At 62.7% G+C, this 20,164-nt stretch carries 18 protein-coding genes; 8 read left to right on the plus strand and 10 right to left on the minus strand.

The annotated features are described in order from the left end of the window. Positions 1 to 44: 44 nt before the first annotated feature. Positions 45 to 1,430, plus strand: a complete 1,386-nt coding sequence (locus QMK32_RS12070) for a class II 3-deoxy-7-phosphoheptulonate synthase (RefSeq protein WP_136172012.1) — start codon at positions 45 to 47, stop codon at positions 1,428 to 1,430. 51 nt (positions 1,431 to 1,481) lie between these two features. On the opposite strand, the gene pknB is transcribed toward QMK32_RS12070, so the two are convergent. After that, positions 1,482 to 3,473, minus strand: coding sequence for a Stk1 family PASTA domain-containing Ser/Thr kinase (pknB, locus tag QMK32_RS12075; RefSeq protein ID WP_283475187.1), 1,992 nt, complete (start codon positions 3,471 to 3,473; stop codon positions 1,482 to 1,484). A 170-nt stretch (positions 3,474 to 3,643) separates the two neighbouring features. On the opposite strand from pknB, the gene QMK32_RS12080 reads away from it, so the two are divergent. After that, entirely contained in the window at positions 3,644 to 4,015 is a 372-nt protein-coding gene (locus tag QMK32_RS12080) for an Rv2175c family DNA-binding protein (RefSeq protein ID WP_269304026.1), read from the plus strand. On the opposite strand, the gene QMK32_RS12085 is transcribed toward QMK32_RS12080, so the two are convergent. The 4 genes from QMK32_RS12085 to QMK32_RS12100 all read right to left on the minus strand — a co-directional run bounded on the left by QMK32_RS12085 (position 3,987) and on the right by QMK32_RS12100 (position 9,502). Beyond that, positions 3,987 to 5,021, minus strand: coding sequence for a phytoene/squalene synthase family protein (locus QMK32_RS12085; protein ID WP_269304024.1), 1,035 nt, complete (start codon positions 5,019 to 5,021; stop codon positions 3,987 to 3,989). The genes QMK32_RS12080 and QMK32_RS12085 overlap by 29 nt on opposite strands. Beyond that, positions 5,014 to 6,555, minus strand: coding sequence for an alpha-(1->6)-mannopyranosyltransferase A (locus QMK32_RS12090; protein WP_283475353.1), 1,542 nt, complete (start codon positions 6,553 to 6,555; stop codon positions 5,014 to 5,016). Before QMK32_RS12090 ends, QMK32_RS12085 begins: the two co-directional genes overlap by 8 nt. A 206-nt stretch (positions 6,556 to 6,761) precedes the next feature. Beyond that, the gene (gene crtI / locus QMK32_RS12095) at positions 6,762 to 8,351 is read right to left on the minus strand and encodes a phytoene desaturase family protein (protein WP_283475354.1); all 1,590 of its coding nucleotides are present in this window, start codon (positions 8,349 to 8,351) and stop codon (positions 6,762 to 6,764) included. A gap of 80 nt (positions 8,352 to 8,431) precedes the next feature. After that, entirely contained in the window at positions 8,432 to 9,502 is a 1,071-nt protein-coding gene (locus QMK32_RS12100) for a polyprenyl synthetase family protein (RefSeq protein WP_283475355.1), read from the minus strand. A 191-nt stretch (positions 9,503 to 9,693) separates the two neighbouring features. Between QMK32_RS12100 and metF the strand changes: the two genes are divergently transcribed. Then, complete coding sequence (gene metF / locus QMK32_RS12105) at positions 9,694 to 10,662, plus strand: methylenetetrahydrofolate reductase [NAD(P)H] (RefSeq protein ID WP_283475188.1); 969 nt, start codon at positions 9,694 to 9,696, stop codon at positions 10,660 to 10,662. A gap of 24 nt (positions 10,663 to 10,686) precedes the next feature. Here metF and QMK32_RS12110 read toward each other — a convergent pair whose 3' ends face one another. From QMK32_RS12110 to QMK32_RS12130, 5 genes are all read right to left on the minus strand, one after another. After that, positions 10,687 to 11,904: a glycosyltransferase family 2 protein gene (locus tag QMK32_RS12110; protein WP_283475189.1), complete on the minus strand. Its 1,218-nt coding sequence runs from the start codon at positions 11,902 to 11,904 to the stop codon at positions 10,687 to 10,689. Between the two features lie 72 nt (positions 11,905 to 11,976). After that, on the minus strand, positions 11,977 to 12,627 hold the full coding sequence (locus tag QMK32_RS12115) for an LppM family (lipo)protein (protein WP_283475190.1): 651 nt from the start codon (positions 12,625 to 12,627) through the stop codon (positions 11,977 to 11,979). Between the two features lie 97 nt (positions 12,628 to 12,724). After that, complete coding sequence (locus QMK32_RS12120; RefSeq protein WP_283475191.1) at positions 12,725 to 13,576, minus strand: carotenoid biosynthesis protein; 852 nt, start codon at positions 13,574 to 13,576, stop codon at positions 12,725 to 12,727. Next, complete coding sequence (locus QMK32_RS12125; RefSeq protein WP_283475192.1) at positions 13,573 to 15,183, minus strand: phytoene desaturase family protein; 1,611 nt, start codon at positions 15,181 to 15,183, stop codon at positions 13,573 to 13,575. The genes QMK32_RS12120 and QMK32_RS12125 overlap by 4 nt, the downstream gene beginning before the upstream one ends. 23 nt (positions 15,184 to 15,206) lie before the next feature. Beyond that, complete coding sequence (locus QMK32_RS12130) at positions 15,207 to 15,800, minus strand: GNAT family N-acetyltransferase (RefSeq protein ID WP_283475193.1); 594 nt, start codon at positions 15,798 to 15,800, stop codon at positions 15,207 to 15,209. A gap of 227 nt (positions 15,801 to 16,027) precedes the next feature. Between QMK32_RS12130 and QMK32_RS12135 the strand changes: the two genes are divergently transcribed. The 5 genes from QMK32_RS12135 to ftsL all read left to right on the plus strand — a co-directional run bounded on the left by QMK32_RS12135 (position 16,028) and on the right by ftsL (position 20,060). Continuing rightward, positions 16,028 to 16,477, plus strand: coding sequence for an SAV_6107 family HEPN domain-containing protein (locus tag QMK32_RS12135; RefSeq protein WP_283475194.1), 450 nt, complete (start codon positions 16,028 to 16,030; stop codon positions 16,475 to 16,477). A 243-nt stretch (positions 16,478 to 16,720) separates the two neighbouring features. After that, a complete protein-coding gene (locus QMK32_RS12140) occupies positions 16,721 to 17,161 on the plus strand; it encodes an SCO2097 family morphological protein (protein WP_136172024.1) in 441 nt (146 codons plus the stop codon). A gap of 454 nt (positions 17,162 to 17,615) precedes the next feature. Further along, positions 17,616 to 18,047, plus strand: a complete 432-nt coding sequence (mraZ, locus tag QMK32_RS12145) for a division/cell wall cluster transcriptional repressor MraZ (protein WP_269304009.1) — start codon at positions 17,616 to 17,618, stop codon at positions 18,045 to 18,047. Positions 18,048 to 18,372: 325 nt separating this feature from the next. Continuing rightward, the gene (gene rsmH / locus QMK32_RS12150) at positions 18,373 to 19,335 is read left to right on the plus strand and encodes a 16S rRNA (cytosine(1402)-N(4))-methyltransferase RsmH (RefSeq protein WP_283475356.1); all 963 of its coding nucleotides are present in this window, start codon (positions 18,373 to 18,375) and stop codon (positions 19,333 to 19,335) included. Beyond that, entirely contained in the window at positions 19,332 to 20,060 is a 729-nt protein-coding gene (ftsL, locus tag QMK32_RS12155) for a cell division protein FtsL (protein WP_283475195.1), read from the plus strand. The genes rsmH and ftsL overlap by 4 nt, the downstream gene beginning before the upstream one ends. The last annotated feature ends 104 nt before the right edge of the window (positions 20,061 to 20,164 follow it).

Here is a 20,164-nt window from a genome sequence, read left to right on the forward strand (position 1 = left end):
AACCCGTCGGAGACCACGCTGCGGCCAGCGAATATCCTAGGTACGTGAACTGGACTGTCGACGTACCCATCGACCGCTTGCCCGAACTTCCTCCGCTGTCTCCGACGTTGCGCTCTCAGTTGGACGACGCGCTGGCCAAGCCTGCGGCGCAGCAGCCGCAGTGGGACCCCGAGCAGGCAGCCGACATGCGCAAGGTGCTCGAGAGCGTCCCTCCGATCACGGTTGCGGGCGAGGTAGAGGCGTTGTCGGACAAGCTTGCCGCCGTCGCCCGTGGTGAGGCGTTCTTGTTGCAGGGTGGCGACTGCGCGGAGACTTTCGCAGACAACACCGAACCGCATATCAAGGGGAATATCCGCACGCTTTTGCAGATGGCCGTGGTTCTTACCTACGGCGCGAGCATGCCCGTGGTCAAGGTGGCGCGAATCGCGGGGCAGTACGCAAAGCCGCGGTCTGCCAACACCGACGCACTCGGACTGCTGTCCTACCGCGGAGACATGGTGAACTCGTTGGTAGCCGACGAGGCAGTGCGAGGCCACGACCCATCGCGACTGGTCCGTGCGTACGCGAACGCAAGTGCTGCGATGAACCTCGTGCGAGCGCTGACCGGTGCCGGAATGGCGGATCTGCACAAGGTCCACGACTGGAACCGTGAATTCGTCGCCAATTCGCCTGCAGGTGCGCGCTACGAAGCCCTCGCAGGCGAGATCGATCGAGGCCTCCGCTTCATGGATGCGTGTGGCGTCAAAGACCCGAACCTGCACACCGCGCAGATTTATGCGAGTCACGAAGCGCTGGTGCTCGACTACGAGCGCGCGATGCTGCGGCTCGACAACACCGACGATCACCCCAAGCTCTACGACCTTTCGGCGCATTTCTTGTGGATCGGCGATCGCACGCGCCAACTCGACGGTGCCCACATCGCACTGGCCGAACTCATTTCCAACCCCATCGGCTTGAAGATCGGGCCGAGCACTACCCCCGAGATGGCCGTGGAATACGTCGAACGACTCGACCCCACGAACAAGCCGGGACGGTTGACCCTCATTTCGCGCATGGGCAACGGCAAGGTGCGGGATTTGCTGCCCCCGATCATCGAGAAGGTGCAAGCAACAGGGCACCAGGTCATCTGGCAGTGCGATCCGATGCATGGCAACACTCACGAGGCGTCGACCGGATACAAGACACGTCACTTCGACAGGATCGTCGACGAGGTTCAAGGGTTCTTCGAGATCCACAATGGGCTCGGAACACATCCAGGCGGTATTCACGTCGAACTGACCGGTGACAATGTGACCGAATGCCTCGGCGGCGCACAGGATATCTCCGACCTCGACCTCTCCGGTCGTTACGAGACAGCATGTGACCCCCGGCTGAACACGCAGCAGTCGCTCGAGCTTGCGTTCCTGGTTGCGGAGATGTTGCGCGGCTGAGCCCTCGCATGAGCGTCTCCCTGCTCACAGTGCGATCAGCTCACTGTCCGATCAGGGGAGGGAGACGACGGACACCGAAGAACCCGGGGCCACTCTGGACCCTGGGCTCGGGTTCTGGGTGATGACCAGTGACCCATCGGTGTCCACGACTTGCCGAACCTGGACACCCAGTTCCAGCCGTTCCAGTGTGCCGCGAGCAGATCCCACCGAGCGTCCGAGTAGCGACGGCACGGTGATCGCATTGGACACCTTCAGGGTCACCGTGCTGCCGGCGTTGACGGTGCCCCCGATCGCTGGGTCGGTGGCAATTACTTTTCCGCCGTCGGTCGACTTGTCGAACGCCAACTGGGTCGCCGAGACAGATATGCCGACAGTGGCCAGCTCGGCAGTTGCCTCCTCCGCAGACTTGCCGGTTACGTCTGGAATCGTCACGGGGGGAGCACCTTTGGATCGCAATACTTTGACGGTGTCTCCGACGGACAGGACGGTGCCAGGTGCGGGATTCAGCGCCGCGACGGCACCGACCGGCGCGGTGGTGCTGAACGTTTCTCCTCCGTCGACGGGCACGAACGTGCGATCGCGGAGTTGGCGCTGCATATCACCGACAGCGGTGCTCGGAGCGACGTCGGGGACGGTCGGCGCGCCGAGGGAGACGAGTAGAAAAACTTCCTCACCCTTGGTGACCCGTGAGCCGGAGCCGGGATCTGTTCCGATGAGGGCGTCGAGCGGCACACTGTCGGAATACGTGCCGCGAGTAGTGCTCGTCAACCCGGCGGATTCGAGCGTGTTCGCGGCGGCCGCGATGTCCAATCCCTCCACTACGGGTACCGAGGTGTACCGTCCGGAACCCATCCACCATCCGCCGAACCCGACCAACACCGCCAGCAATGCCACGATGGTGAGCCAGATGACGATAGTTCTTCGAGACCGGTGCCTGTCCGCGTCGAAATCCGGAAACTGGTATTGGCGACGGCCTACCGCAGCGGGCTGCGGGGTGTCTTCGTAGTCGTACTCCGGCCTCGACGTCGGTGCCGTCTGGACGCGGGTGTGATGGACAGCCTCGGCCTGAGGGAGGGCTACTACCTCCGTGGCAGGGGCCTGCGGCTCGTGACGCTGTCCAGCGAATGTGGTCGGAGCACCCATCGCGGCGGCGCTGCTGTGTTCGGCAGAGCGCCTGGGTGCGGGGACCCGATACGAAGGCAGTTCGAGCTTTGCGCAGACGCTCGCCAACGCGCGGGCCATCTCGTCGGCGTTCTGGAATCGGCCCGCCGGATCGCGGATCGTGGCGTGGCGGACCAGATCGTCGAATTCTCCCGGTACCCCGGCGATGATCTCGCTGGGGCGGGGGACATCGTTGTCGATGCGTTGGTAGGCGATGGACAGCGAGGTGTCCCCAGTGAAAGGCGTCCGGCCGGTCAGTAGCTCGAACAGCACGACCCCGACACCGAAGACATCGCTGCCGGCATTGGCCGAACCGGTGGTCACCTGCTCGGGAGACAAGTAGGCCGCCGTGCCGAGAATGACACTGCTGGACGTCGTATTCGACGCTGCGACGGCCCGCACGAGCCCGAAGTCGGCGATCTTGACGTCACCGGAGTCCGAGATGAGGATGTTCTCGGGCTTGACGTCGCGGTGGACGAGTCCGGCGCGATGCGCTGTTCCGAGCGCCTCGAGTACCGGCCGTACGACGGCAGCTGCGGCATGCGGGGGCATCGGACCGCGTTCACGGAGCAGTTCGCGCAGCGTTCCGCCTTCGACCAACTCCATGACGAGAAATGCGAACTCGCCGTCGCGTCCGTGGTCGTAGACGGCGACGAGGCCCGGATTGGTCAGCCTGGCCACCGCTCGTGCCTCGAACTCGAAGCGTGCGACGAACTGGGGATCCGCGGCGAATGCGGGGTCCATGATCTTTACCGCCACCGGCCGATCCAGGCGTGTATCGAGCGCTCGGTACACCGTCGACATTCCACCGCGGGCGATCGGTGCGTCGATTCGGTAGCGCCGGTCCAGCAATGAACCTACCGACACGGACCCTCCGGTCATCACCGTGGAGCACCTCATTTCACTTTTCTTCAAGACGGAATCGATGATAAACAGCGTAGATATCGACACTGTCTCGCAGCACGACGTGTCGCCTAGCGGGATTCTCTGCGGGCGCCAGCCCTGCAGCAGTGCTTTTCGTATACGAGCTCGAACCCGTTAACGTTACCGGAGTGAGCACAATCCCTTATTCCGACGATGTCCTCGACCCGTCCGTCTCCCTGCTGCAGCTGGCGGATGTCAGCAAGGTTCTCGAAGTGCCGAAGGCCAGAGTCGAGCAGATGCTCCGCGACCGCCAGCTCCTCGCAGTCAAGCGGAACAGGGTTCCCGGTGTCCCCGAAGTGTTCCTCGACGCCCGAAGCGGTCAGATCGTGAAAGGTCTGCCGGGGCTTCTGGCGGTATTGCACGATGGCGGGTATCAGGACGAGGAAATCTTGAAGTGGCTGTTCGAGGAGGACTCCAGTCTTCCCGGAACTCCCGCCGAAGCACTGCACGGGGATTTGATGCGAGAGGTCATCAGGCGCGCTCAAGCGATGGCCTTCTGAGCCGTGCCCTTTCGCGAACCATGGTCCATCCGGTGGCAGCCAATCTCGGCGCCGCAACCGATACTCGACGCCATTGTGGAACCCGGGCGCGTTCGATGAGCACCCGGTAGCCGCCGTCTTCGACTTCACGAAGGATCCCTCCGTACAGCAGCAACGCGGTGCGCATTCCTGGCTGGACGGACGGTGCCAACATGTCGATTCCTGGTTCGGCGTCTCGATAGACCGCCCGGGTGTGCGCGATGAGGTGTGCCAACGCTCGATTGATTCGGGCGTCGGTGCGACCTGATTGCCGACACTCTCGCAGTAGCTCCTCGTCGACGCCGAATGCCTCCAGTTCGTCTGTCGGAAGGTAGATCCGGTCGCGGTCGAGATCCTCACCCATGTCCCGAATGAAGTTCGTCAGCTGGAAAGCTTCACCGAGTGCCGCGGCGGGACGTACTGCGTCGGCCATGTTCGTCGAGGTGCCGAGGATCGGGAGCATCTCCAGACCGATCACTGCGGCGGAGCCGTACATGTATTCGTCGAGCTCGGCTATCGTCCGATAGCGGGACTTGAACATCGGTGTGCCCGGGATGTCCATGCGCATGGAGTGAAGAAACGCAAAGTAGTACTCGTGTGGGATGGAGTATCGCGCTGTGGTGTCCGCCAGCGCTTGTAGAACTCTGTCCGATCGGCTCGATCCCAAGACTGCGCCGCCGAGAGCATTGCGTACCCGTTGCTCGAGGACGTCGAGTTTGGCGGCAGCATCGCGATCGGATTGCGACACCGTGGTGCCGATCGGGGCGGCGGTCGTCGTCTCGAGCTCGACGTCGGCCGAGTCCACGTCAACATCGACGATGTCGTCGACCATTCGAGCAAAGCCGTACAGTGCGTGCACTCCTGCCCGCTTGTCGCTGGGAAGCAGGCGCGTTGCGAGGAAATACGTCTTTCCGTGCTGCGCGTTCAGGTCACGGCACAGGCGATACGCGTCGTGCAGGGCCGGGTCGATAGCGTCTAGTTCACCCATGGTCCGCTTTACTCACTTCGGTGTTCTCGGCTGGAGTGTCGGATTCGATCGTCGGCTTGCGGTCGGTGTGTCCGGCACGCAGTCGCAGAGGGTCTACTCGGGTGAGTGAAAGCCCTGCCACGACGGCCGCGAACGTTGCGAGCACCACGTGAGCGAAAGTGTAGAGGCCGATGGATCCATCGGGTCTGAATACGAGCATCAGCCACGTCGACAGACCGACGAGAATCATCAGCGTTCGTGTCGACAGTGCGAAACCAGCAGCAAGCGCGAGTGGCCACGAGTAATACCAGGGCAGCGCAGCAGGGGAGAGCACGACGATCGCAACCAGCGCGATGACGATCCCCTTGACGGCGTCGCGCTCGGTCTTGCGGTAGAGCCACCAGGTGCCGACGATGATGACAGCAAGGGCGATGGCACACAGCATGCGAGTCACGTCGAGGACAGGTCCGAGGCGTACATCGAGGAACCAGGACGTGCTGACCGTGGTGAGATGGGCCAATATCGTAGGCAGAGAAAGCCAGTTGATGATCTTTGCCGAACCTGACAGTGCGGTGAGCCAGCCTATTCCGACTCCTGCGACGGCGGACGCGACAACGAAGACTGCTGCAAACACACCTGCGCCGATACCTGCAGTCTTCGCGAATGCGGCAATTGGTGACAGCGGTGTCCGATTCTCTTGGATCGCACGCTCGCGTTCGTGAATCATCCAGATCCACACCATGAACGGTAACGCGAGACCTGCTGTGGCTTTGATCGCAACGGCCAAGGCGACAAGTGCGACACCACCGACGTGATGCCGTTCGAGAACGAGCACGATGCCGGCGGTCATCAAGCCGACCATCAGCAACTCGTTGTGGACCCCGCCGATCAAGTGGACCAGAACGAGAGGATTGAGTACCGCCAGCCACAAAGCGAGTGGTGCCGAGCCCCCGAGGTGCCGGGCGAGCCGGGGGACAGCCCACACCATCAGTGCCAGACCGGGGAGCATCGTGATGCGTAGCAGCATCGTGCCGGCAATGACGTTGTCACCGGTGATGCTGGTGATCGCCTGACCGAGGAGGAGGAACAGTGGCCCGTAAGGAGCGGTCGTCGTGGTCCAGACGTTACTGACGTTATCGAGGAGAATGCCTGGGTTGGCAACGGGTCCAACTCCATACGGGTCGAAGCCGTCGCGCAGCAAGGCACCCTGCGCAAGGTAGGAAAACGCGTCTCGGCTGAACATGGGCACTGCGAACAGAAGAGGGGCTGTCCAGGCGGGGACGATCCAGCGGAGTTCGCCCAGTGTGGTGCGACCACCGAGCGTGGCACGACCCAGACGAACCCACGCGATGATCATCAGCAGGACGCCGATCCAGACGATGATGCTCGACAGAACGAGGCCGTGGCCGAATCGAAGCCAAGACAAATGCATCGACTCGAGCAGCGGATCGCGTCTTCGCACACTGCCTGCACCGAATCCACCGAACGTGATGAGCACGGAACCGACCAAACCCAGGATGGCCGAGTGTCCTTCTGGACTCCGAAGGAACAGCATCACCGTGTGAAAGCGAGAGGCATGCAGTCCGGTGCCGACACGGACGGTATCGGCTGAAGATTGCCCAGTTGCTGCGGGATCTTCTCCCGCGGTACCCGAGGCGGTGGAACTCGACGAGACCGAAGACATAAGTCGGGTCACTCTCCTCTCGGGGACTAAGTTGCTGGCGTGGCGGGTGCGAACGCTGAATCCGTGCTGGACCGGAGTCAGTTTAGAGCGTCGGCGGCCGTGCTCCGAACTACGGCCGATCCAGCCGACGCGTCAGCGGGGGTTCCCAGGATGCGTTCGGCCGCAAGTTTGCCTGAAACGAGAACCGTGGGCACTCCGACACCCGGGGTGGTTCCCGACCCGGCCAGCACCACGTTGTCGAGCCCTGCCACGAGATTCTTCCGTCGGAACGGGCCCGTCTGCCTGAACACGTGTGCCGAGGAAAACGGACTGCCGTGCAGCATGCCTTTATCGGCCCACGTCCGCGGAGTGTCGACATGGTCGATCGTCATATCGGCGGTGAGACCGTGATAGCCACGTCGTTCCAATTCGCCCTGCAATTCGCGCACGTACGGCATAGCCAACGCCGCCCAGTCCAACGGCGCTCCGTCGAGGTTCGGGCACGGTGCCAGTATCGACACCGGTTCGCACTGCACGCCGTCACGGACCAGCTGTAGTGATGGGTCGCTGACCCCCGGACGGGTGATGAGCAGTGACGGATCCTCCATCAGCTTTCCGCGTCCACTGCGCGCGGTGATTCGTTGGAACGTGCTCGCCCACTGGGCTCCGAAATCGATTGTGTGATGTGACCTACTCGGCCACGACGCGGTGGACGAGATCGGGACGGTGCCGTGAAAAACGACCGCCGAGGGTGACACGACACCGTAGCCGCGTGATCTTCCCTTGGAGGTAACTCCCGCTCGCTCCAGCAGTGCGTCCACTACCGGTAGATCCGGTGTGAGAACCACCGCGTCGCACTCGTAGGTTTCACCGTCCGCAGTCGCGACGCCGGTGACTCGATTGCGGGCGACAATCAGAGTCGATACTTCTGCGCCGGTGCGAACCGAACCACCGTTCCGGGAAAGTGCATCGGCCATCGACGCGGCGATCGTGGACATCCCACCGACCGGGAAGTAGACGCCGAGCGAGGTATCCATATGTGCGATCGCGCCGTAGACAGCGAGAGCCTTCGCCGGCGCCATGCCTGCATAGAGTGCCTGGAAAGTGAACACCCGTCGAAGTCGCTCGTCTTTCAGGAACGATTCGACGCGGGGTCCGAGTCGGCCGAATCCACCGAGCCTGGTGAGAGTGGCCGTGTCGCGGAGCGCTGCACGCGAGGACACCAGATCGAGCGGCGAATCGAAGTTGGAGTCGATGAACCGGTCGAACTCGGCCTCGAAGATGGAGGCGAGCCACTCTCGGAGTCGCAGGTAGCCAGCGGCTTCCGTCGATCCGCACGTGCGCTCGACTTCTGCTGCCATTGCGCTCGGATCGGCAAACACGTCGATAGCGGTGCCATCGGCGTAGCGGGAGTGGTAGCTCGGAGACAGCGCGCTCAGCTGGATTGCCGGTGTTGTCGATTGGAAAGACTCACCGACTGCCGCCAGCGCGTTCTCGATGAGGTTGGGCATCGTCAGGACACTCGCACCATTGTCGATGTCATAGAGACGACTCCCGTCGGTGTCGCGGACCGTATAGGTCCCCACTCGACCCCCGACCGAGTCTTCGCGCTCCAAGACGATCACCTGTTTGCCTGCGCCGGCGAGATGCAGAGCAGCAGACAACCCCGCAAGTCCTGCACCGACCACCACGACGGTCTCGATTTGACCCGGTACGGTCCGGAGGCGATTTCGGTTGCGTGGCTGCTGAGACAATGTTCTCTACCGATCTAGTAGGTGCGCTGCGTGGCGGCTATGGACATTGCACGCAATTGCGCGGCGGCGTGCGGTTCGACTGCACTCGCCTTCAGCGTGTCGAGTGCGCGGTCGGTGAGTTCGGAAATTCGGCGTTCGACGTCCGCGACTGCTCCCAGTTCGATCAGCAACGTACGGATGGTCGCGATCGTGTCCTCGGTCAGATCGACTACTCCGAGGCTCGACCTGAGCAGTGATCCCGCCTCCGGCCTGTCTCGGTCGGCGAGCTGTAAGGCCACTGCCATCAGGACTGTGCGTTTGCCTTCTCGGATGTCGTCGCCGGATGGCTTGCCGGTGACTGCCGGATCGCCGAAGACACCGAGGAGGTCGTCACGAAGCTGGAAGGCGAGGCCGATGTCGGTTCCGAAGGATCGATATGCGTCGACGAGGCTCTCCGGTGCCCCGGCCAACACGGCACCCAGCTGGAGCGGGCGTTCGACGGTGTACGCCGCGGTTTTGTAGCGATTGACCTGCATCGCTGCCTCCACAGATTCGTCGAGACCGGCTTCGGCTTCGATGTCGAGCAACTGACCGCCGAGCACTTCGGTGCGCATAGCCGACCACACCGGAGACACTCGCCCCATCGCGTCGTGTCCGATTCCGGATTCTCGAAGCATGTCGTCGGCCCAGCACAATGCCAGATCGCCGAGCAGGATCGCGGCAGATTCACCGAAGCGCTCGGAGGAGCCGGACCAGCCCGCCGCACGATGCCTCTCGGTGAAACCGACGTGCACGGTGGGAAAGCCGCGGCGGGTGAGCGAAGCGTCGATGATGTCGTCGTGAATGAGCGCGCACGCTTGTATCAATTCCAGAGATGCGCAGGCACGGAGCACGGATGCGGCCTGCGGGCTACGGTGATCGCCGCCTGCTCCGAGCCAGGCCATCCAGCCGAACGAGGGCCGGATTCGCTTTCCACCACGCAATACGAAGGCTTCGAGGTCTGCGACGGCAGAACGGTAACCGCCGCCGACCCGGGCCACCTGGTCGCGTCGGGAATGGAAGAACTCGGCCAACGCGGACTCGACGAGTGCAACCGGCGCAGTGATCGCTTCTCGTAGGGCTGGGTCGGGGTCACTCGTTCGACGCGGAGCGGGAAGAGTCGAGTCTCTGGACAGGGGATCCTCCAGTCGAGTGCGGGGTGGGGATGTATCACTTTCACACTAGCCGTCACCGCTGATCGATCCCTCTATCGTGAGCCTCCTGTCACCGGAGTTTCGTACGAAACTATGATGTGCCCGTGACATCAGATGCCGTCAGGGGGCGGTCGAGTGAGGGGTGGGTCACCCGAACCCCATCGATAGTCGATCGTCTACGGACATCGACGGAGTCGACGATTCCATTCTCGGTCGAGTTTTCTCCACCACGGGACGAGGCCGCGGAAGCGAGGCTGTGGCGTGCTGTCCGCGAATTCGAGCAGATGCAGCCGGCATTCGTGTCCATGACGTACGGCGCAGGCGGCTCGACCCGAGACCGGACAGTCCGAGTAACGGGAGAGATCTCCGAAAACACGACGTTGCTGCCGGTGGCGCACCTGACCGCGGTGTCTCATAGCATCGATGAGCTTCGATCCATGGTCGGCGCATACGCAGACCGCGGGATCTCCAACATTCTGGTGCTTCGCGGCGATCCGCCGGGCGATCCGCTCGGCGACTGGACCAAGCACCCCGAGGGTGTCGAATATGCAGAGGAGCTCGTCAGCCTCGTTCGAGAGCTCGGAGACTTTCACGTCGGCGTCGCATCGTTCCCCGAGGGGCACTACCGGGCCGTCGATCTCGAACAGGACACCCGTGTTCTGGTGAACAAACTTCGTGCCGGAGCGGAATACTCGATAACGCAGATGTTCTTCGACGTCGAAGACTATCTGCGGTTGCGCGATCGCGTTGCGGCGTTCGACCCCGAGCAGGCGTGCAAGCCCATCATTCCCGAGATCATGCCGATCACCTCGCTCCGTACGGTCCGTAGGGCGCTGACGCTGTCGGGCTCGGCGCTTCCCAGCGAGATCGACGAGCGCTTCACCAGAGCGGCCGGGACCGGTGCCGAAGAAGACCGAGCTGCGGTTCGCGAAGTCGGAATCGAATTGGCGACGTCGACATGCGAGCGTCTCATCGCCGAGGGCGCGCCGGCACTGCACTTCATCACCCTGAACTTCGCGCGTGCGACGCGGGAAGTGCTGACCAATCTGGGACTCTGCGCAGCACGCGTGTGATCTGGACCTGAAACCGGTGAGCGTCTAGGAAAGTCCTTCGACCGCGGGGGATTGGTCCTCGGCGATCAGTGGGCGCTGCTTCCACCTCAGGTTTCCGCGCGCGTGCGACCGATGCGAATCGATCGTGAGCCAGATGTAGATGGCCACGGACAGCGGTTGGGCGCTCGACTCGACAGCACAGCGAAGAACGTCGGTCGATCGACCGGGCATGTTCGAATATTCGGCTTGCGCTGCAGCGAATCTCGACACCACGGCTGCGCCGTAGCCGATCCGGCCCCACCTTCGGACGGAACCAGATCCCACCAGGGCTGCGACGGGTGGAAGCAAATACATCACCGAGACCGCGGACAACACTCCGATCGAACCCCCGGTACCGCCGAAAGCGTTCCACAACCAGCGCGAATATCCTGCGCGTAGATCGTTCACACCGTCGTACATACGGCATTCGACCAGACCGGCCCCCGAGACGAGAATCGTGCGCCGACCGCTGCGACGCAAGGTGCGGGCAATGTCGAGATCCTCGGTCACGCTGGCTGCCACCGACTCGTGCCCACCGATGTCGCGGTACGCCGCCGCGTCGAACATCATGAATTGACCGCACGAGACGGTAGTCGACGGACGGAGCGAACCGTTGGCGAGCCGAATCGGTAGCGTCGACATCCACGAGAAGCCAAGTAGCGGTTGTACCAGGTGTTCTACGACGCTTCCGCTGATCTGCTTCGGCCATGGACACACCAATGCAGCATCGTGGCCGCGCAGTGCCGACGCTGCTGCTGCGATCGCGTCCTGGGCGAGACGAACGTCGGCGTCGACGAACACGATTGCGTCGAGGTGATCGTTCATCTCGAACGCGAGACCGGCAAGGGTCCGGCACGCTGCCGCCTTGCCTGTCCAACCTGAAGGTGGCTCGGCGCGCGATTCGACGATGCTGACGCGGGCGTCGTCGCCGGCAGCTGCTTGGGCCGCCGCGAGGGTGTCATCCGACGAACCGTCGTCGAGTATCAGAATCCGAAGATCACGGCACCGACGCTGAGCTCGAAGGTCGGCAATGAGCAAGGGGAGTTGTTCTTGTTCGTTGCGGGCGGGAACGCAGACCACGATCGAGTCGTAGATGTCGGAATCGGTTGTGCGGGACAGGCGAGGCACTGTGAAGGCGTTGACGACCGAGATGGCCGCCGTCGATACCGATAGCACCGCACCGGCAGCAGTCACCCCGGCGATCACTCGGCCGGCGGTAGTCACGATCGATTCCTTGCTGACGAAGATGCTCACGGTGTGGCGTTCAGCGTCTGCGGTCTACTTCTTCGACTCGACCTACTTCTTCAACTCGACGAGGCGCACCGGCGGGTTTCTGGTCACCCAGGCCATGGCTCCGACGATCGCCGCAATACCTACAGTGACACCGCCGACGATGCCGGCCCAGCCCGCGAAACTTCGGGTGTTGGGATCGGGATAGTTGACCTCGGCTCGCATGCTCGTCACCTCGCCCGCGGGCAACTTCCAAGTGATGATGTTGTCCCCTTCACGGGTACCGTTGGTCGTCCCGATTCGAGCGGGGAATGCGATGGTGAACTGAACATCGGTGCCCTGCTCGGGGACCGTCTGTAAATCGGCCTTACCTTCGAGCGTTACGGTGTCGCCCGCTCGCTGCATCACGAGCTGGTAGCTCCCGGTCGCCTGATCCGACATGGAACCGAGGGTTTGAAGGTCGCCGAAGGAGAGATCGCTGAAACGTGCTTGGGTGCCGACATATCCATCCTGCTTGTATTCCGCTACACGGATCTTGCTCGCGAGCGAAGACGGAGGCGTGAGCACCGGGCCGGTGTCGGTATCGGACGTCGGTATCGTCGCGGCCACGATCTGCCCCGACACTCGGTCGTCTGCAGAGACACCCATAGACACCTGTACCCGAAGGCAACCGGCCAACATCGGCGCTACGAACAGCGCTAATGCAAGGGCGGACATAATTCGACGGTTACGGGTTCCTGCACGGAATGTCGACTGCACGTTCGACATCGTGCCAGACGTAGGACACCGTCTGCGCCAGGGAGCCGAAAGAACGTCACCGAGTCCGCGTGCGTCCTCGCGGTTCAGCGGTCGGATTTCCCGAAGTGGTCCATCTCGACGTCGCCCAAGTCCATACGAGCGGAACTCCGACGACCCCCATCGCGAAAAATCCGTAGACGGCCGAGTATCGGAGTTCCGGTCCGGTCAGAAGCGCGGCGTGAGCAAGCGCCGACCCGAGCCACGTCCAGGTGAACAGCACCAGAGGAGCGGTGTCGGAAATCGGCGACAGCGTGGTGCGGTCAGCTTGGAACCGGCGCCCCAGAGTATCGACGATCAGCGCCATGATGGCTGCGGTGACAAACCACCCCAGATAGTTGCTCACCGGAATCGAAGGAATTCCAGGTAGTCCAGCGATCGGCGACGTCCAGGTCCACTGCCCATCTGTCACCATCTGTGTGTCGAGGTAGAGATCCCATCCGACCATCCCGACCGCGGTGATCACGACGCGGTGGATTCTTCGACACTCCGGGGAGGTCGAGGATCGTTGCAACACATAGGAGACTGCGCACCAGATCGGATAAAACCCTGCGGTCCACGCAAGTGGGACCACCGCGGGCACGCCCAGGATGTCGGGGCCGAGTCGATCAGCTGCATATCCGTAGCTTCCAAAAGGGAACCCCGTTGCGGTCCCGACTATTTCGGCGATCAGGCCGAGTCCGGCGGTCGTCACGAACAGCATCAGAGCCCACCCGACACCGCGGGACAAGGCGGCGTGTACGAGCGCGGACAACGCGAGGAGAACGACGATTGCGACGGTGACGATATCGCGTCGCGAACCGGTCACGAGGGGGTACGAAATCTGGGCCAGTATTGCGGCACCCACGAGTGCCATGACGAACCTGTTCATCGTCTGCGGTTCCCGATCCAACGGCGGAGTCTGCCTGCTCGCGCATCGGCCAGCGCGATTCGCGCCGCACTGCGCCCACTCGCCGCGGACACTCCGCCACCCGGGTGGGTCGAGGCGCCCGTCAAGTACATTCCTGGAGCCCCAGGTACTCGATATCCGGCGAGTTGGGGGACTGGTCGCCACATCATCATCTGATCGAGTGACATCTCTACATGCATGATATTTCCCCCGATCAAGCCGAGCTCGCGTTCGATATCGACGGGTGACTGGACATGTCGCTCGAGCACAGACGCACCGAAGCCCGGTGCGTAGGACTCGAGCTCGGCAACAATTCGGTCCGCCTCGAGCTCAGCGAGATCGTCGGCGCGTACCTGGTCCGATTCACGCCACTGGCGTCCTCCGGACAGGGTGTGGGGCTGCCACTGCGACCACAGTGAAATCTGATGTTGGCCTGCGGGTGCAACGGTGGGATCGATCGCGGTGAACGACATGCCGAGTACCGCCGGCCTCGGTGGGAGTTCACCTGCAGACGCGGACCCATGGGCCAGACGAAGATGTGCACGGTCGCGAACCAACATCTGTAGACCCGTCGTCGCGTCTGAATCGGCCGCTGCGCTCGAATACTGCGGCAGCGAGTCGGTGGCCAGACGAACTGCCATCCCGATACCGGGGCCGACCCGAATATGTCGGCGCCAGGCTTCGATCGCGCGAGGATCATGGCCGCCTGCCGCGAGAAGGTCGAGAGTGGTCAGAATGTGACAGCCTGCGATGACCATTCGGCTACGGATCGATCGTCCAGAAGATGTCGTGGTCGTCCACTGTCCATCTCTCGGCGAGACTGCTTCGACCGCGTCGCCAAGGGAAACCGACCCGCCCGTAGCCGTCAGCCGAGTAACGAGGGCCTCGGTGAGTGCGCCACTTCCGCCGATAGCACGCCCGGGAGGAAGCGTGTGCATCAACGCCGCGAAGCCGACCATGGGGGCAGTGCCCGGCTCGGACATGGGTGGTCCCGATTGCGCGCCGAACCACGCCAGTGCAGCTTTCAGGCGCTCACTCGTGAACAACGCATCGAGCAGTGCGTCGCCGGTAGTGAGGAATTCCCGGGACAATGCGCTTCCGCCGTCGGGGGCGTCGAGACCCCAGAAGGAGCGAAGCAAGCCCGGGCCGGTGGGTGGGGAGGAGAACGCCCGCATCGTCCTTGCACTTCGTGGGCCCCACACCGCAACGAACTGCCGATAAGCGATCGCATCGGCGCTCCCGCAGGACCGCGCGATCGACTCGCATGTTCGATCCAGGTCGCGGTGGAACACCAAGGCTTCCTCGGTGGAGTTCGGAGCTCCGGGCGCGAAAGCCCACGGATCACACTCCGCATAGCGCAGTCCGTAACTGGCGAGCTCGAGTTCTTCGATCACTCCCGTATGACGCACCATGATGTGCGCAGACGACCCGCGATCCACGCGGTGTCCTGGGAATCTCTCCACGGACGACACCGCGCCGCCGGCGATGGTGTCTCGTTCGAGCACCTCGACGGACAGTCCAGCTGCAGCTAGATAGCAAGCCGAAGTCAGAGCATTATGGCCGGAGCCGACTACCACAGCGTCGATCACCGGTCCAGGCTATAGGTCGTTCTTCATTCGAACGGTAGCGCGTGACCCAGCACGGCGAAGGGCCGTCGATCGCCAGAAAACGTGAAGTTGCGCAGCACGTCCTCGAATCCGAGTCGGCGGTACAACCGCCAGGCGCGATTTTCCTCGTGCTCGACCTCGGGGGTGGACAGCAGCACGCTTTTTTCGGGTCGATCCTGTAGCAGTCTGCGAGTGAGTGCGCTGCCGAGTCCATGGCCCTGGGCGCTCGGTGTGACGTGCAGCTCCGTCAACTCGAAGTAGTCGTCGAGTACTCCGTCGATGTACTCGCCGGTGTGTCCGGACCTGCGCAGCCCGTCGCGCACCTGCTGATACCACCAGTGACTGCGGGCACCGTGATAGCCGTACGCCACGGCGACCAGGGGTGCATCGGGGGTGGGGAGCACTGCTCCGACTCCCCGCCAGCCTGGCCGCGACACATGCTCGATCCACATGGGTGCGCGGTGGTACTCGGTGCCCTTGGGGTAACCCATGGCCTCGACGTAGATGGCCAGAGCTTCGGGGAGGCGGCGACGAATTTCCTGAGAGGAAAGGTCGACGAGATAAGGGGTCGTTTCCGCATCGGTAGCGACTGTTCTCAACCTTTCCTTGACTACTTGTCGGTGGGCGCAGTTATATTGAATATGTCGAACGAATGTTCGATGTCGGCGATCCGGCGAAGAGCTCGAGGGAAGCGAGACTCGCCGGGTTCCGACCTTAGAGCTTCATCGTTGTCCGGGCGTGTCGGTAGTACCTAATCCGTACCACCGAATCCGAAGTGTCAGATCGGACGACCACGTGAGGCGAATCGAACGGGAGGTGTTCGAGTATGGCTACCAAAGTTCTTCGTGCTGACGTGCGTCCGCCGGTATCACCTCGCGCCAGAGCGTTGCTCGGCCGAGCGGATGCTCTGCTGTCTCGGTCGGTCGGCGCCGCGGATGCCGCTGAGATGTTTCTCGACTGCTACATGGCGGCGCTGCGCGGCGCGGCATCGGTCCTGGAGGCGACGCCGATCGCCACTTCGCGAGCGCGCTCGCGAAGTGCTTGGGTGTTGATGGCCAAGGCGGCGCCTGTGCTCGATTCCTGGGCCGAGTACTTCTCTGGCTTCTCGGCGACCAGAGCGGCGGTCCAGGCGGGCCTGTCCCGATCGATCGACGAGAGCGATGCTGACGAGTTCTACCGCGAAGTAGGTCGATTCCTTCAGGTGGTGGAGGAGTACATCGGAGCCGATTCGCGACTCGACAGACTGGGAGTCGGCCCGCATCCGATATCTGCTTGAGCGCCATGTTCGGTCGCAGGTAGGCGTCCCGACGCCTGTGGCAGCTGCTGCAGATCAGCGACTTCCGAGTGCAGATTGTGGCGTTGGGCTGGGAAACTTTGGACATTCTCAGGAACGCATATCGCGAGTAGGTGGTAAGCAGGCGATTCTGCTCGTATTATCGACAGTAGGTAGCCGCCAAGGTCAGCTTCCCGTCGTTTCGCACCCGAAATGACTTTCAATTTCTGTTCAGGGGGAGGTACCGTGCCACTCTCCGAGCACGAGCAGCGCATGCTCGATCAAATCGAGAGCGCTCTCTACGCCGAGGATCCCAAATTCGCCTCGCACGTACGAAGCGGACGCATGCGTACGGCATCGAGCAAACGCCGTTTTCAAGCGGCCGCATTGTTCGCGTTGGGGCTTGTTCTTCTGATCGCCGGGGTGGCTCTGCCATTCAAGCCTGGCGGTTTTCCTGTGATAAGTCTCGTTGGCTTCGTCCTGATGTTCGGGGCAGGCGTGCTGTTTCTTCTCGGCGGATCACGCAAAGCTGCAACGCCGTCCGACGGCGACGCATCGAGTGTGAGCGGATCCAATTCCGGCTCCGGTCCGAGAAGCTCGGGGCAGAAGTCCAAGTCTGCCCGTAAAGGCGGAGGCTTCGCGTCGCGCATGGAAGATCGGTTCCGTCGGCGGTTCGAGCAGGAGTGAACACTGTGCGCGCGATTGCAGTCCGATGGACGTGATCGTCGCCCGCAGCGGTTGACGACAGAGATCGCGCGGCACTAGCAACGCGCGATGCTGAAGAACGCGAAAGCGGTGTTCCACCGAAAGGTGGGGCGCCGCTTTTTTGCTGTCTACGTCGCTTTCGCCAACGGGCCGACGCTGAACCGGGGAATCCCCACTTGGACCCACCACCGCTCGTCCGACGATCTGTAGTGCTCGTGACGGGGATCCGATCTGCAGTTTCTTGGCCTCTGCTCACGGATCAGAGTCCGGGATCCGAGCTAGGCGCGCCGCAGGCAGAAATCCTCCCCACAGCCTTCCGCCTCTTTGAGCTGGGTTTTTGTGAAGAAGACGAGAAATGAATCCCCGCCAGGGATTGATAGTGGGGGGAAGTGGGGTAAAGTGGTGGACAGCGAAGGGTTGAGGTAGGAGGTGTCGAGTGTTCCTCGGTACCTACACGCCAAAGCTCGACGACAAGGGTCGGTTGACGTTGCCGGCGAAGTTCCGCGAAGCGCTTTCTGGAGGTGTGATGGTGAGCAAAGGGCAGGATCACAGCCTCGCTGTCTACACCCCGGAAGAGTTTGCCGAGCGGGTTCGCAAGCTCACCGAAGCCTCGCGGTCGAATCCCGTCGCACGTGCATACATCAGGCAGTTGGGTGCCGGCACCGACGAGCAGCAGCTCGACGGGCAGGGGCGGATCATGATCAGCGCCGACCATCGGCGCTATGCAAATCTTGGACGCGAAGTCGTCGTCAACGGCTCCATCGAGTTCATCGAGATCTGGAACCAAGAGTCCTGGACTCGCTACTCGGCGGAAAGCGAGCAGAGTTTCTCCGACGCCTTCGACGAATCCCTCGGAGGGATTATGTAGCCCTTCGAATCACCGCCGAGTGCCGCGAGGCCTCTGCCCGATCAGAACCCTGACGTTCTTCCCCAACGCCAGGTTTCACAGATCAGGAACCTGACGTTCTTCCCCAACGCCAGGATCCCTATCGGACAGGGACCTCGAAGCATTCGACACCGTTCATCTCTTCCATCCGCTCGCCGAGCACAAGGTGCGCCAAGCAAGACCGGGAGGAATCATTGTGGAAGGCGAGTCTCAGCCGCCCGTCCCGGACAACCCTCCTGACCGTCCTGGAAATACCGTAGGACCGTCGCAGGGATCCAATGCATCGAATACCCCACGTGCCAAGCATATTCCGGTTCGTTTAGGCCGAGCCGACGAACTGCTCGGTCCCGCGTTGACCGCAGTAGGCCCCGGTGGAGAAGGCAGCGTCATGATCGACGCCACCCTCGGGCTCGGGGGCCACTCCGAACACTTTTTGCGCACCTACCCCGGTGTCCGACTGATCGGTCTCGATCGGGATCCGGCCGCTCTTGATCTCGCGAGTCGGCGCCTGTCCGAATTCTCCGACAGGACAACCTTCGTACATACGACATACGACGGAATCGGTGCAGCGCTCGAAGAGGCAGGTCTGCCCGAGTACGAGTCGGTACATGCGATTCTGTTCGACCTCGGTGTTTCGTCGATGCAGTTGGACGAGGCGGAACGTGGATTCGCCTATTCGATAGACGCGCCTCTGGACATGCGGATGGACTCGACGGTGGGAATTACTGCCGCGGACATCCTCAATACCTACAGTCATGGCGACATCGCGCGGGTGCTCAGTACCTATGGCGAAGAGCGGTTCGCGGGTCGTATCGCATCGGCGATACTTCGTCGTCGAGCGATCACACCCTTCACCACGAGCGGTGCCCTGGTGGAACTTCTCTACGAGTCGATTCCGGCAGCGACGCGCCGCACGGGCGGGCATCCGGCCAAGCGTACTTTTCAAGCTCTGCGCATCGAGGTGAACGGTGAGCTCGATTCGCTGGAGAAGGCAGTGCCTGCCGGTCTGGATGCACTCTCGATCGGTGGACGAGTGGTGTTCATGTCCTACCAGTCGCTCGAGGATCGAGTAGTCAAGAAGGAGCTGGCTCCACGCGTCAAATCTCGCAGCCCGGAGGGCCTTCCGGTTGAGCTCCCCGGGATGGGTCCTGAGTTCGCGCTGCTTACCCGAGGGGCCGAACGCGCCTCGGATCAAGAAATCGAAGACAACCCGCGTTCGGCGCCTGTGCGCCTGCGTGCAGCCGAGCGCATCGCAAGGAGAGCGGCATGACAATCACCGCGGGTTCGGCAGGAACTCGGCGCACGCGTCGAACACGAGCGACCTCGACGGAGACTGGCGCTGCACGCTCCGGTGCTGCGCTGCGCGCCTACGAGCGTCGTCAGCAGCGAGCCACGGTGCACTCCGGGGACGGAACGGCTACCAGTCACGGTGCTGCTCGCTTATCGCAGTCCGGGGCGTCGATGACGGCCCGTATCCCGTTCGTCGCTCTGATCATCGGGCTGTTGTCCCTCGGGCTCGGTCTGACGCTGCTGCTGACGACTCGATCGGCGGGGGATTCTTACGACCTGTCCGATGCCAAGGCATACAACGAGGGACTTGTTCAGGAACGTGCCTCGCTTCAACGCGACGTCGAATTAGCCGACTCGGCACCAGAACTCGCGAGGCGTGCCGCTGAAATGGGGATGGTACCCGCAGCGAATGTTGCGCGTCTCGTCGTCGCGCCCGATGGTTCCGTGCAGGTGATCGGGACGCCGGCTCCCGCGGAAGGCAAGCCGGTCGCGCCCTTGGATCCTCCGGATTCGCAGAGTGTTTCGCCGACACAGTCATCCCTATCGGTCACTCCGCGCTCCGCTTCCTCTCCCACACGTCCAACACCCGCCACGCCGAACACCTCCATTGACGCTCGTGCCGGGTCTCTCGGTGAACAATTGGTTCCCATGAGTACCCAGTCGGAAAGTCCGTCGCCGGATAGCGCGTCGGGTAGTCGGCAGTGACACGGCCGACCACCGGAACAGCTGGACGTCCACGGTCGACACGTCGAGCACCGGGGGTCGGCGCGCGAGACGGCGCCAGGAGGCCCGCGACTCGACCATCAGGA

Origin of the sequence: Rhodococcus sp. H29-C3, from assembly GCF_030063405.1 — a bacterium.
Lineage (GTDB): Bacteria > Actinomycetota > Actinomycetes > Mycobacteriales > Mycobacteriaceae > Rhodococcoides.

What these genes read in the sequence shown, in the direction of transcription:
- pknB (WP_283475187.1), bottom strand. Translation starts at nt 3,473, where the DNA reads ATGACCGGAGGGTCCGTGTCGGTAGGTTCATTGCTGGACCGGCGCTAC.
- QMK32_RS12085 (WP_269304024.1), bottom strand. Translation starts at nt 5,021, where the DNA reads ATGGGTGAACTAGACGCTATCGACCCGGCCCTGCACGACGCGTATCGC.
- QMK32_RS12090 (WP_283475353.1), bottom strand. Translation starts at nt 6,555, where the DNA reads ATGCTGTTCCTTCGGAGTCCAGAAGGACACTCGGCCATCCTGGGTTTG.
- QMK32_RS12115 (WP_283475190.1), bottom strand. Translation starts at nt 12,627, where the DNA reads ATGTCCGCCCTTGCATTAGCGCTGTTCGTAGCGCCGATGTTGGCCGGT.
- QMK32_RS12120 (WP_283475191.1), bottom strand. Translation starts at nt 13,576, where the DNA reads ATGAACAGGTTCGTCATGGCACTCGTGGGTGCCGCAATACTGGCCCAG.
- QMK32_RS12135 (WP_283475194.1), top strand. Translation starts at nt 16,028, where the DNA reads ATGGCTACCAAAGTTCTTCGTGCTGACGTGCGTCCGCCGGTATCACCT.
- ftsL (WP_283475195.1), top strand. Translation starts at nt 19,332, where the DNA reads ATGACAATCACCGCGGGTTCGGCAGGAACTCGGCGCACGCGTCGAACA.